This is a genomic window from Mycetocola spongiae (assembly GCF_020424085.1).
GTDB classification, from domain to species: domain Bacteria; phylum Actinomycetota; class Actinomycetes; order Actinomycetales; family Microbacteriaceae; genus Mycetocola; species Mycetocola spongiae.
In genome coordinates this window covers 2,361,009-2,372,965 of the sequence record NZ_CP080203.1, presented here as the reverse complement: position 1 = coordinate 2,372,965, position 11,957 = coordinate 2,361,009, and the positions used below count along the sequence as shown (strand labels likewise).

The following is an 11,957-nucleotide window of genomic DNA, read 5'->3' as shown; positions in this document are numbered from 1 at the left end:
CTATCTATGTGCGGCCACCCGGGCCCGCCACTCCGCGCGCAGGATGCCGCAGCGAATCTCATCGTGCAGGCGCCCCTCGTGCAGGCTCACCTCGCGGCGGCGACCCTCCACGAGGAACCCCGCGCGCTCATAAACCCGGGCTCCGCGGGAATTAAAATCGTAATAGCCCAGCTCCACCCGGTGCAGATCCAGCTCCTCAAAGGCCAGCCGCAGGAGCAGCTCCACCGCATCCGTGCCATAGCCGCGATTGCGATATTCCGGGCCGATCATCAGGCCCATCGTGCCGATCCGGGGCACACCCCCATAACCCCACAGCGCCACGTGGCCCACCAGCTCGCCCTCCGCGGTGGTGATACACAGGCCCAGCGAGGAATCGCTGCCCGCATCCCACTCCCGAAACATCGAGGTGGTGCGCTCGGCGGAGAGCGGCAGGGCGGTGCCGCGCTGGGAACGCGCGGTCTCGGGATCGTTCCACCACGCGCACAGGCGCTCCAGATCGGCCTCGATCAGGTGGCGGACCCGCACGCTGCCCCGGATCAGGGCATCGGTTCCGGGTATGGGTATGGGTATGGGGGTAGCCTCGCTGCTGCTCATAGCCTCGACACTACCCCCGCACCGGGGGAGTTTCCCCTAGATGGCCGACCAGCCCCCATCGGAGGGCAGGATCACGCCGTTCACATTCTCGCTATCGGCACTCGCGAGCCACGTGATCGCGGCGGCGAGCTTATCGGCCGAGGCCGGAGTGGGGACCACCACCTGCATCAGCGGGCCGAGGGTCGCGGCGGCGAGCTCGGATTTCATGGGGGCCTCGATATTGGTGATCACGGCACCGGGGGCCACGGCATTCACGCGGATTCCCTGCTTGGCGTAGAGCACCGCGGTGTTTTTGGTGAGCCCGGCCACGGCGTGCTTGGAGGCCGTATAGGCCACGCCCGCCGCCGAGCCGCGCAGCGCCGCCTCGGAGGCCACGTTCACAATCGCGCCGGAACCCGCGGCGACCATGAGCGGCAGGACCGCGCGGCTCAGCCGCATCACGGCCGTGACATTCACGGCAAATACGCGCTCCCACGTGGCGTCATCCACCTCGGCGGCGGGGAGGAAGGAGTCCATGATGCCCGCCACATTGGCCAGCACATCCACGCGGCCCGCGGCCGCGGCGATGATCTTCTCCACGCCGGACTCGGCGGTGATATCACCCACGACGGGCACCAGGTCCAGCCCGGGGTTTTCGGCCAGGAGCGCATCGAGGCGCTCGGAGGACACATCGGCGGCGATCACGCGCGCGCCCTCCGCGGCGAAACGCAGCGCGCTCGCCTGGCCGATGCCCGAGCCGGCACCGGTAACAATAACGGTCTGATTCTGAAAACGAGGGTTGGTCATGATGATCGGGGAAACCTTTCTTCGTGGAGTTCCCCAATTATGACACTTAGTGCCATAAATGACCAGGGGTGCGCCGCGGCGGTAGCATGGGGAATCATGACACTCCCGTCCATCCCGCGCGGCCGCCCCGCCCGCATCACCCCGGAACATATCGCCGATAGCGCCGTCACACTCTTTGAGGAGCGCGGTTACGATGCCGTGAGCATGGATACCGTGGCCACCCATGCCGGGATCAGCCGGCGCAGCCTCTTTCGCTATTTCCCCACCAAGGGAGACCTGGTATGGAGCGGCGTGGGCCCCGTGCGCGAGCACCTGCACGCGCGCCTGGCCACGATTCCCGCGGGGCAGTTCCGGCTCGCGGAACTGGGCGAGGCAATCATCGACTCGATCCTCTCGCTGGATTTTGGCAGCGGGGTCACCCGCACCCGGCTGCGCATCATCGCCGACCATCCGGATCTGCTCGCGGCCGGGCCCGGCAAGCTGGAGGACTTCTGGGGCGAGCTGGAAAAATTCCTCGGGGAACACCTGCCCGGAAACGAGCGGGCCACGGCACGGGCCGTCCTCGTGGATGCGCTCAGCTCCGTGGTATTTGGCGCGCTCGTGCGCTGGGCGCGCGGGCAGAACGCCACCCCGGAACGGGACCTGCGCGCGGCCCTCTCCGCGCTGCGCGGCCTGGATGCGCTCTAGCCGCTAGCGGCGGTCCCACATCTCGCGCTCGTCCCCGCGCGAATCGTTAATCGTGGCCGAGACCGCGTCAAAGCGCATCTCGGTGCGGGTGGTGGTGTCATAGGCGGGCCAGCCCGGATCCCCCGTGCAAATAAAACTCACCCAGGCCGCGTGCACCGTATCGGCGAGCGACTGCGGCGCGGATCCCCCGGTGAGGCCGTCATAGCCGGGCTCATCCAGCAGATCAAAGACAAAGGCCAGCTCCAGCGCATGGCAGGCCCCGAGCTGCCCGTCATAGGCGGGCGAGCGCCAGGCAAACTCATATACATGGGTTCCGGGCCGCGCCTCGGCCAGGCGCAGCGCGGGGATCCGATACATCCAATCGGTCATGATCGCCGAGAGGGCATCCCCGGGCAGGGCGTCGAGCCGGTTCCGGCGATAGCGCCGGGCCCCCGCAATCCCCAGGCCATAGGCATGCGCCTTCAGCCCCACAAAAAAGCCGGGAACCTTGCGAATGATGCCCGTGGGCACCAGGAAGAGCCGGGTCTCCTCGGCATTGGTTCCCACCAGCAGCTGCACCCCCGCGGAGGCCCCCGCGCCGATCGCGTTAATGGGAAACTCGGGCAGCACCATCCCGTCCACCACGGGCTCAAAGGGCATAATATTGCGGGCCACCTCGCCCCAGCGGCGCGGGCTCGGGCGGGCCGAAACCTCCTTTGCCAGTGCCACCTGCGCGGCCACCACCGTATCGAGCGGAAGCGCGGCGATCGCCTCTCGCGTGGGCTCCACCCCGAGCAGCGCCGCCAGGCGCGTGCCGATCTTGCGGGCGGTCGCGGGCGAGACGGCGTGGTGCGCGGCGCCCGATTGCAGGATCGCCCGCTGGAATAGGCCCGCGGCGGCGGGCATCGCGAGCAGGCAGCCCACGCTCATCGCGCCCGCCGATTCCCCGCACACCGTGACGGAGGCGGGATCGCCGCCAAAGGCCGCGATATTCTCGCGCACCCAGCGCAGCGCCTGAATCTGATCCAGCAGCCCCAGATTGGCCGGGCCCTCGCCAAACCACAAAAAACCGTGCGCACCCAGCCGATAGTTGATGGTCACCACCACCACGCCATCGCGCGCAAAGCGCCGCCCGTCATAGCCGGGCACCGCGCCCGAACCGCTCGTAAACGAGCCGCCGTGAATAAAAACCAGCACCGGGGCGCGCCCGCCCAGCCCCGGGGTCCATACGTTGAGGTTGAGGATATCCTCGCCCGGAATGATCGTATTGGGTAGCAGCCTCGCGGCCTCCCCCGTGGACGGCGCCTGCGCCGAGGTGGGCCCAAATTCCCGGGCCGGGCGCACCCCCTCCCAGGGCACGGGAGGCTGCGGCTCGGCAAAGTGCAGCTCCCCCACGGGCGGCGCCGCATAGGGAATCCCCCGGAAGACCAGCCCCGCCTCCGGCAGGCGCTCCCCCTCGACGATTCCGGCGGTGGTCACGGCCTGGGTCGTGCTGCTGGCGCTCATGGGCGTCTCCTCGGGTCGGGGATATTCCCCCGCGTCTCTCGGGCGGGGCTGCGGGCTCTTAGCGATCCCCCAGCGTGTCACGATGAGACGGTGCCGGGCAACCCCCGCGCGGGGAAAAAAGAAAACGGGCGTCGCAGATGCGACGCCCGTTTTTGGGGAGACCCGGCGGCCTAGGACAGCTGGGTGCGCTCGACCCACTCCAGGTATTCGGGGGTCACGGTGCCCGTGACATAGTCTCCCGTGAAGCAGCTCATCTCGAGTTCGGTCACCGCGGAACCCTCGATGATCGCGCTCTGCATATCGGCGATCTCCTGATAGATCATGTGATCGGCGTTCAGCTCGCGCGCGATCTCCGGGATCTTGCGGTTATGGGCGATCAGCTCCTCGCGCGAGGGCATGTTGATGCCATAGACGTGGGGGAAGCGCACGGGCGGTGCCGCGGACGTGAACGTGACCTTATTGGCCCCGGCCTCGCGGGCCATCTGCACGATCTGCTGCGAGGTGGTGCCGCGCACAATCGAGTCGTCCACGATCAGGATGTTTTTGCCGCGGAACTCGCTGCCCATCGCGTTCAGCTTCTGGCGCACGCTCTTCTGGCGCTGCTCCTGGCCGGGCATGATAAACGTGCGGCCGATATAGCGGTTCTTATAAAAACCCTCGCGGTATTCGATGCCCAGCTTCTGCGATACCTGCATTGCGGCGGGACGCGAGCTATCCGGGATGGGCATAACCACGTCCACATCGCCCAGGGGCATATGCTCGGCGATGGTATCGGCGAGGCGGTTACCCAGGCGCAGGCGCGCGTCATAGACGCTGATGCCGTTCATCACGGAATCGGGACGGGCCAGGTATACATATTCAAAGGCGCAGGGAACCAGGCGCGAGAACTTCGAGCACTGGCGCGAATAAACCTCGCCGTTTGCGGTGATAAATACGGCCTCGCCCGGGGCGATATCGCGCACAAATTCATAGCCGGCACTCTCCAGGACCAGCGACTCGGAGGCCACCACATAATCGTCCTGGGTGCCCTCGCCCGCGCGGCGACCCAGAACCAGGGGGCGGATACCAAAGGGATCGCGGAAGGCCAGCATGCCGTGGCCGGCGATCATCGCGATGGCCGCATAGGAGCCCTCGACCCGCTCGTGCACCTGGGCGACGGCGCTGAAGATCTGATCGGGGTCCAGCTCGAGGCCGGTGATCTTGGACTGCAGCTCGGTGGCAAGCACGTTCAGCAGCAGCTCGGTATCGCTCGTGGAGTTCACATGGCGGCGATCCACGTGGAAAAGATCGCGGGTGAGCTCGCGGGTATTGGTGAGGTTACCGTTGTGCACCAGGATGATGCCATAGGGCGCGTTTACATAAAACGGCTGCGCCTCCTGCTCATTGGCCGCGCTGCCGCTCGTGGCGTAGCGCACGTGGCCCAGCCCCATATTGCCGGTCAGGGCGCGCATATCGCGCGTGCGGTACGCCTCGCGCACCTGCCCCTTGGACTTATGGATATGGAACGTCGCGCCATCCGCGGTGGCGATTCCGGTGGAATCCTGACCGCGGTGCTGCAGGAGCAGCAACCCGTCATAGACCTGCTGGTTGGCCGGGCTGGATGAAACAATACCAACAATGCCGCACATGCGTCGTTGCTCCCTGTTTGAGGCTGTAGGTGTTTAGTTGTTATAGCTGCCGACGAGGCGAACCGCTCCGCCGTTGACGCCCTTGGCGCCCTGTTCAAAACCGCCGAGGTCGCGCTCGCCCATCCCGATGCTGCCCACGGCCCAGGTGGGGATGCCACCCTCGGTGAGTGCGCGCGAGATTGCGGCGGCGTGCTCCGCGGCAACCACCGCGAAGAAACCGATGCCGAGGTTCCAGGTGCCCTCGGAGCTTTCCAGCGAGGTTCCGGCGATATCGCTCAGGACGCGGAATACGGGAGCGGGAGACCACGTGGAGCGATCCACCTCGACCCAGGAACCCACGGGCAGCACGCGCGCGAGGTTCGCGGCGATGCCACCCCCGGTGACGTGGGAGAGCGAGTGCACCGCGCCGTCGAAGCGGGCGTCCTCCAGCAGGGAGATCAGCGGCGAGGTATACAGGCGCGTGGGCTCCAGCAGGATCTCGCCCACGGTGCCGCCGAGTTCGGCGCTGTGATCGCCAAAGCCGATCTTGGCCTGGGCGAGGATATGGCGCACCAGCGAATAGCCATTGGAGTGCAGTCCCGAGGATTCCAGGGCCAGCACCACGTCTCCCTCGCGCACGCGCTCGGCGCCGAGGATGCGGTCGGCCTCAACCACGCCCGTCGCGGCACCCGCGACGTCATAGTCATCGGGGCCCAGCAGGCCCGGGTGCTCGGCGGTCTCGCCGCCCACGAGGGCGGTGCCGGTGGCCGAGCAGGCGCGGGCGATGCCGGCCACGATATCGGCGATGCGGGTGGGGTGGACCTTGCCGCAGGCGATGTAATCGGTCATGAAGAGGGGCTTGGCACCCACCACCACGATATCGTCCACCACCATACCCACGAGGTCCTGGCCGATGGTGTCGTGCTTATCGATGGCCTGGGCGATGGCCACCTTGGTGCCCACGCCATCGGTGGAGCTGGCCAGCAGCGGGCGGCGATAGCCCAGCAGCGCGGAGGCATCAAAGAGGCCGGCGAACCCGCCCACACCCCCCAGTACCTCGGGGCCGTGAGTGGCCGAGACGGCCGATTTCATCAGCTCGACGGCGAGGTCTCCGGCCGCGGTGTCTACACCGGCGTCACGATAGGAACTGGAGGCAGAGGTCATGAGTTGTGGTTACCCTCGGTCGTAGTGGGAGGCACCTGAACCTGTTCGGCATCCGCCGAATCCGCGGGGTGCACGTATAGCTTATCGGCTTCCACGACCCGCACCTTGCGCCCCACGACCCGGTCGAGGATGAGGGCGATGCAGCAGAACACGGCCACACCGATGACCACCGAGACCAGCGCCACAAATCCGAAGACCTGAAGCGGCGTGAACTTATCGTTCTCGGGGAAGGCGAGGGTCAGAATTACCGCCGCAATGAGGCCAATCGCGGCACCCAGGACGATAAACGTGACGTATTTGGGCGAGCGGCGTACCTGCACCCGGGTATGGGTGCGAGCCTCGATGGGCTCGGAGGGAATCTGCTCCGGGGAGTCATTCATGGTTCTATTCTCCCCCATGTCGTGCGCGGTGAGAAACCGCCGGGAAAACGCCACCGGCCCGGCCCTCCCCGCGAGCGGGAGGGGCCGGGCCGGTGCGGCGGCGGGGCGGGCTATTCGGCCGCGATACCCGCGCGCTTGCGGCGGATTGCCACGATGGTGATGGCGGCGGCGGCGCCGAGGAGGAGGATGCCACCCCCGGTCCACCACATCCAGGAGTTATCAGCTTCCTCAACCACGGCGGAGGTCACGGTGGCCTGCACGGGCTTCGGATCGGCCTTGGTCTCCGTGACGGGCGCGCTGCCGCAGTCGGCGGGCAGCGGAACCTCGAAGGTCACCGCGTCCAGGGCCTCGCCCGCGGGATAGGTTCCGAAGGCCGCGGAGCCCTCGGCCGTGAGTGCGGCCGGGATGGCCGTGCCCACGAGTGCATCGCCCGAGCGGGTGAGGTTGCTGCCGTCCACGGCGAGCGTGGCGAAGCGCACGGACTTCTGATCCACCGCGGCCCCGTCCTGCGTGGTGCCGTGGATATCCAGGAGCAGGAAGGCGGTGGAGGCGTCCACCAGCTCGATGCGCGGGTTGGAGACCGTGGTATCGAGGATTCCACCGTGCCCGGTGAAGTGGATGCTACCGGGCCAGGTGACCAGGCCCGAGGCCTTCTCGCTCAGGTAGTGCCCGGTTCCGGCGGTGAAGCCGAAGGCGGGATACGTAAACGTGGCGCCGTCTCCGGCCACATACTCGCCGCGGGCGATGCCCTCGATGTAGTTGAGGAACGAGGCCTTAAAGCCCCAGCTGAGCGTGGCTCCCTCGACCGTGCATCCCTCGGCGAGGTCGGGGGCGGCGACGGTGATCACCACTCCCTTATTCACCGAACCCTGGAACGTGAGCGTGTGCTCGCCGGGCTCAAGCGTGGCGGGCAGCGATCCGGTCCAGCTGGCCACTCCCGCGGCATTCGCGGAGATGGTGCCCAGCACGATGGGGTCCGAGTAGACGATCACGCGGATGTTTTTCTCATTGGGCTGGAAACCATCGGCGGTGACCGTGCCGACCTCGCCATTGGCGAGTGCGGCGAGGGTGGCCTCGTCGAGGATCAGGCCCGTGCTGGCCGGCGGGGTGGCCGGGATGGGCAGGGCGGCGGCCTTGGACGCGGCCGAGGCGGCCAGGACGGTTCCGCTGGCACCCGCGGGGGCGGCGGCGGGCGCACCGATCGTGAAGCTCAGCGGGTCGGCCGAGTCATAACGACCCTGGAAGAGCTCCCCACCGGCGGCGGTCACGCTCACGGGAACGCCCGACCATGTGGTGGCCGCGCCGTTCTCCGAGCGGGTGGCCGCACCCAGGTTCAGCGTGCCGAAGACGATGCTGCGGCCGTTAAGCGTGGTGGTGAGTGTGGCGGAACTCGGCGAGTTAATTGTGATCACCGGATTGGCAAGCGTGAAGTTCAGCGCGCCGTTATGGCCCGAGAAATTCACGGCTCCCGAGTAGCTCACGCTTCCGGTTCCGGACTGGCGATCATAGGAGCTGATCGCCGCCTGGCCGAACTGGAACACGCCGTTGGAGCGGGTGGCTCCCGCGAGGGCGCTCACCGAACCCTTGGCAATCGGACCCTGCACATAGTCGTTGTACTGGTTCTTAATCGACCAGCGCAGCGATCCACCCGCCACGGCCGGGGTCACCGGGGCAACCACCACCGGGTCGGTGGGCGGCACGATCGGGGTGGTTCCGCCGCCGGCGGAGATACCCAGGGTGGTGAACGTGTCCAGGCTGCGATCGGTCACGGATAGGCCGTGCGCGGCCGAGGTCACGAGCTGATAGGCGACGCCGTCCCGGAACGCGCCCGCGGGCACGGTCAGCGTGGCGATAAACGAACCGTTAATCACCGCTCCCGAGGGAATAAGGACGCTCGTGAGCCAGCCGTCTCCGTCGGGGAGCGGGCCGTTGCCGGACCAGAACGACTTTTCGCCGATCAGGATATAGACGCCGTTGGCGGCGCCCTCACCCAGGAAGTCGGAGCCGGTCACCGTGAAGGTATTGGCCACGGCGGGGTTAATCCGGTTCTGCGGGGTGACGCTTACGCGCGGTCCCGAGGTGACCGGCTGCTTGATCGTGATCTCGGCAAAGGCGTCGAGGCTCCGATCGGTCGCGGACAGGCCGTGCGCGGCCGAGGTGGCCGCGTGATAGCGCACGCCGGGCTCAAATTTCCCGGCCGGGATCGTGATCTTCACGCTGAAGGTTCCATCGGCGGCAATCTTGGCCGGCGGAATGAATTCCTCGGCAAGCCAGCCACCCGAAGGCAGCGGCCCCTGACCGGACCAATAGGACTGCTTGCCGATCAGCACATAGGCACCAAACTGGGCCGAGCTGCCGGTGAAGCCGGAGCCACGAACGGTAAAGACGTTATCAATATTGGGCTCAACGTTATTGCTCGGATCCACCGTGACGGTGGCCCCATTGGGGTGCACCACGGCGATCGGGGCGCGGGCGCTAAAGGTATCCACCGCGGGGGCTCCCACCGTGCGGGCGGCGACCACCGCCTGATAGCTGACGCCCTTCAGGAAGGCCCCGCGCGGGACCGAGACCTTGGCGCTAAAACGGCCGTCCTTCACGCTCTCGGCGGTGACAAAACCCTTGCCCACCCAGCCCTGTTCGGGGAGTGCACCCGTACCGTTCCACAGCGCAATATCGCCGATCCGCACCTCAAGCCCGGTCAGGGCGGCATTCGCCGAGGCGATGCCATCAAAGCCGGTTCCGGTGATGGTGAACTCATTGGCGACCCCGGCGTTGATGTTTCCGCCGGGAGCCACGGTGATCTGGGGCACGGGGACGCCGGCGCGAATGGCCAGCGGAGTGTGGGTATCCAGGCCGCGTTCGGCGCCTACCAGCCCGTGGGCGGCCGAGGTGGCCACCTGATAGGACTGCGTCGGGTCGAAGGACCCCGCCGGGATCTCGATGGTGGCGGTGAACGATCCGTTCACGATCTCAGTGGGCTGAACCCAGCCGGTTTTAATCCAGCCGGCCATGGTCGGGGGCGTGGTGGAACCGGCGGGCCAGGAGGAGCTGAGTCCGGCATAAAGATAGGTGCCAAATTTGGCCGCGGGTCCGGTGAAGTTTTTACCGGTCACGGTGAGCGTGTTCTTTACGGTGGAATCGATATCGGTATTCGGGGTCACCGTGACCTGGGGAATAACCGGCTCCTCAAACACCACCGGGGTATACGTCTCAAAAAGAGGCTCGGTCGCACGACCACCCGGATACGTATAAATACCATACGAACCCTCGGCCAACTCCCCCGCAAAACCCTTCTTCACATTAATCTCAGCCGTGAAATTACCCTCTGCATCAATCACAATCGCACCAGCGGACGCACCACCAACCCGATCAAACTCAGACTCATGAACACCCCACCGCTGATGGAACGTCTTCCGCGCAGCCGTAGCAGCACCCTCGGACGCCTTCCACACCGGAGCAAACTTGCCAAACGCCACATAAGCGCCACCAAACTTACCCGTCAACGGCTGACCCAACGCAGTGGTCTTATCCGTGGGAACAAAACCCGAACCGGTAACCGTAACCGTCTCACCCTCCGGGTTCAACCCCTCGGTCTTCGACACCTTCACCTCAGGAACAACCGGCTCCTCAAACACCACCGGGGTATACGTCTCAAAAAGAGGCTCGGTCGCACGACCACCCGGATACGTATAAATACCATACGAACCCTCGGCCAACTCCCCCGCAAAACCCTTCTTCACATTAATCTCAGCCGTGAAATTACCCTCTGCATCAATCACAATCGCACCAGCGGACGCACCACCAACCCGATCAAACTCAGACTCATGAACACCCCACCGCTGATGGAACGTCTTCCGCGCAGCCGTAGCAGCACCCTCGGACGCCTTCCACACCGGAGCAAACTTGCCAAACGCCACATAAGCGCCACCAAACTTACCCGTCAACGGCTGACCCAACGCAGTGGTCTTATCCGTGGGAACAAAACCCGAACCGGTAACCGTAACCGTCTCACCCTCCGGGTTCAACCCCTCGGTCTTCGACACCTTCACCTCAGGAACAACCGGCTCCTCAAACACCACCGGGGTATACGTCTCAAAAAGAGGCTCGGTCGCACGACCACCCGGATACGTATAAATACCATACGAACCCTCGGCCAACTCCCCCGCAAAACCCTTCTTCACATTAATCTCAGCCGTGAAATTACCCTCTGCATCAATCACAATCGCACCAGCGGACGCACCACCAACCCGATCAAACTCAGACTCATGAACACCCCACCGCTGATGGAACGTCTTCCGCGCAGCCGTAGCAGCACCCTCGGACGCCTTCCACACCGGAGCAAACTTGCCAAACGCCACATAAGCGCCACCAAACTTACCCGTCAACGGCTGACCCAACGCAGTGGTCTTATCCGTGGGAACAAAACCCGAACCGGTAACCGTAACCGTCTCACCCTCCGGGTTCAACCCCTCGGTCTTCGACACCTTCACCTCAGGAACAACAGCGGCGGGGGGCTCTACAACCGGAGGCTCCACAACGGGAGGCTCCACAACCGGGGGCTCTACAACCGGGGGCTCCACGACGGGAGGCTCCACAACGGGCTGCTTCACCGTGATCGGCTTAAAGGCATCCAGAGTGCGGTCGCTCGCGGAGGCACCGTGCGCGGCCGAGGTGGCCACGTGATAGGACTTCTCCGGGTCCAGCGCCCCCGCGGGGACCTGGAGCGTATAGCTGAACGTGCCCGCGGCGGCGTTAAAGCCGGTTCCCGGGGACACAAATTTTTCGACCACCCAGCCGCCGCTCTTCAGCGGCTCATTACCCGACCAATAGGAGGTCTCCCCGAGCATCAGGTACACACCCTGGAAGGCATTGGGGCCAAAATAGCCCGAGCCCGTGACGATGATGTCGTTGGCCTTCGTGGAATCAATTTCCGCACTCGGCGTCACCGTGAGGGTCGGGGCGGCGGGCGATGCCGCCACGGCGCTGGCCGGGCCCGCTCCCGCCATCACGCCACCGGCAATAAGCGCCAGCGCGATGATCGGGGCGAGGGCGACCCTCAACCGGGAATTCAGGGCAGAGAGAAACACGGGGTACTCCTGGGTGTGTGGGTGCTGTGGTGTCCCCGGTGGGGCAGCGGCAAAACCCGGGGAGGTTCAGGCCGGACGCAGGGACATATAGAGAGGTACAAAAACCTATTAAGGTGAGGCTATGCTTAGAAGGTAATCCGAGTATGGTCCGAATGTCAAGCTGAGGG

The 11,957-nt window shown here is 65.7% G+C and carries 8 protein-coding genes; 1 reads left to right on the top strand and 7 read right to left on the bottom strand.

Annotated elements, in window-relative coordinates:
* Nucleotides 1-594 carry a GNAT family N-acetyltransferase gene (locus KXZ72_RS10845; RefSeq protein ID WP_226080946.1) on the bottom strand — a complete coding sequence of 198 codons (594 nt, stop codon included), beginning with the start codon at nt 592-594 and terminating at the stop codon, nt 1-3.
* A 36-nt stretch (nt 595-630) separates the two neighbouring features.
* Nucleotides 631-1,380 carry an SDR family NAD(P)-dependent oxidoreductase gene (locus KXZ72_RS10840; protein WP_226080945.1) on the bottom strand — a complete coding sequence of 250 codons (750 nt, stop codon included), beginning with the start codon at nt 1,378-1,380 and terminating at the stop codon, nt 631-633.
* 96 nt (nt 1,381-1,476) lie between these two features.
* Here KXZ72_RS10840 and KXZ72_RS10835 point away from each other — a divergent pair, with 96 nt between their 5' ends.
* Complete coding sequence (locus KXZ72_RS10835) at nt 1,477-2,067, top strand: TetR/AcrR family transcriptional regulator (RefSeq protein WP_226080944.1); 591 nt, start codon at nt 1,477-1,479, stop codon at nt 2,065-2,067.
* 3 nt (nt 2,068-2,070) lie between these two features.
* Here KXZ72_RS10835 and KXZ72_RS10830 read toward each other — a convergent pair whose 3' ends face one another.
* The 5 genes from KXZ72_RS10830 to KXZ72_RS10810 all read right to left on the bottom strand — a co-directional run bounded on the left by KXZ72_RS10830 (nt 2,071) and on the right by KXZ72_RS10810 (nt 11,790).
* Nucleotides 2,071-3,552, bottom strand: a complete 1,482-nt coding sequence (locus tag KXZ72_RS10830; protein ID WP_226080943.1) for a carboxylesterase/lipase family protein — start codon at nt 3,550-3,552, stop codon at nt 2,071-2,073.
* Between the two features lie 170 nt (nt 3,553-3,722).
* Nucleotides 3,723-5,180, bottom strand: a complete 1,458-nt coding sequence (purF, locus tag KXZ72_RS10825; RefSeq protein ID WP_226080942.1) for an amidophosphoribosyltransferase — start codon at nt 5,178-5,180, stop codon at nt 3,723-3,725.
* Between the two features lie 33 nt (nt 5,181-5,213).
* Entirely contained in the window at nt 5,214-6,323 is a 1,110-nt protein-coding gene (purM, locus tag KXZ72_RS10820; RefSeq protein WP_226080941.1) for a phosphoribosylformylglycinamidine cyclo-ligase, read from the bottom strand.
* Nucleotides 6,320-6,703 (bottom strand): hypothetical protein, encoded by a 384-nt coding sequence (locus tag KXZ72_RS10815; protein ID WP_226080940.1) that lies wholly within the window; start codon nt 6,701-6,703, stop codon nt 6,320-6,322. The genes purM and KXZ72_RS10815 overlap by 4 nt, the downstream gene beginning before the upstream one ends.
* Before the next feature lie 110 nt (nt 6,704-6,813).
* Nucleotides 6,814-11,790, bottom strand: a complete 4,977-nt coding sequence (locus tag KXZ72_RS10810; protein ID WP_226080939.1) for an HtaA domain-containing protein — start codon at nt 11,788-11,790, stop codon at nt 6,814-6,816.
* Between the last annotated feature and the right edge of the window lie 167 nt (nt 11,791-11,957).

What these genes read in the sequence shown, in the direction of transcription:
- KXZ72_RS10845 (WP_226080946.1), bottom strand. Translation starts at nt 594, where the DNA reads ATGAGCAGCAGCGAGGCTACCCCCATACCCATACCCATACCCGGAACC.
- KXZ72_RS10840 (WP_226080945.1), bottom strand. Translation starts at nt 1,380, where the DNA reads ATGACCAACCCTCGTTTTCAGAATCAGACCGTTATTGTTACCGGTGCC.
- KXZ72_RS10835 (WP_226080944.1), top strand. Translation starts at nt 1,477, where the DNA reads ATGACACTCCCGTCCATCCCGCGCGGCCGCCCCGCCCGCATCACCCCG.
- KXZ72_RS10830 (WP_226080943.1), bottom strand. Translation starts at nt 3,552, where the DNA reads ATGAGCGCCAGCAGCACGACCCAGGCCGTGACCACCGCCGGAATCGTC.
- purF (WP_226080942.1), bottom strand. Translation starts at nt 5,180, where the DNA reads ATGTGCGGCATTGTTGGTATTGTTTCATCCAGCCCGGCCAACCAGCAG.
- purM (WP_226080941.1), bottom strand. Translation starts at nt 6,323, where the DNA reads ATGACCTCTGCCTCCAGTTCCTATCGTGACGCCGGTGTAGACACCGCG.
- KXZ72_RS10815 (WP_226080940.1), bottom strand. Translation starts at nt 6,703, where the DNA reads ATGAATGACTCCCCGGAGCAGATTCCCTCCGAGCCCATCGAGGCTCGC.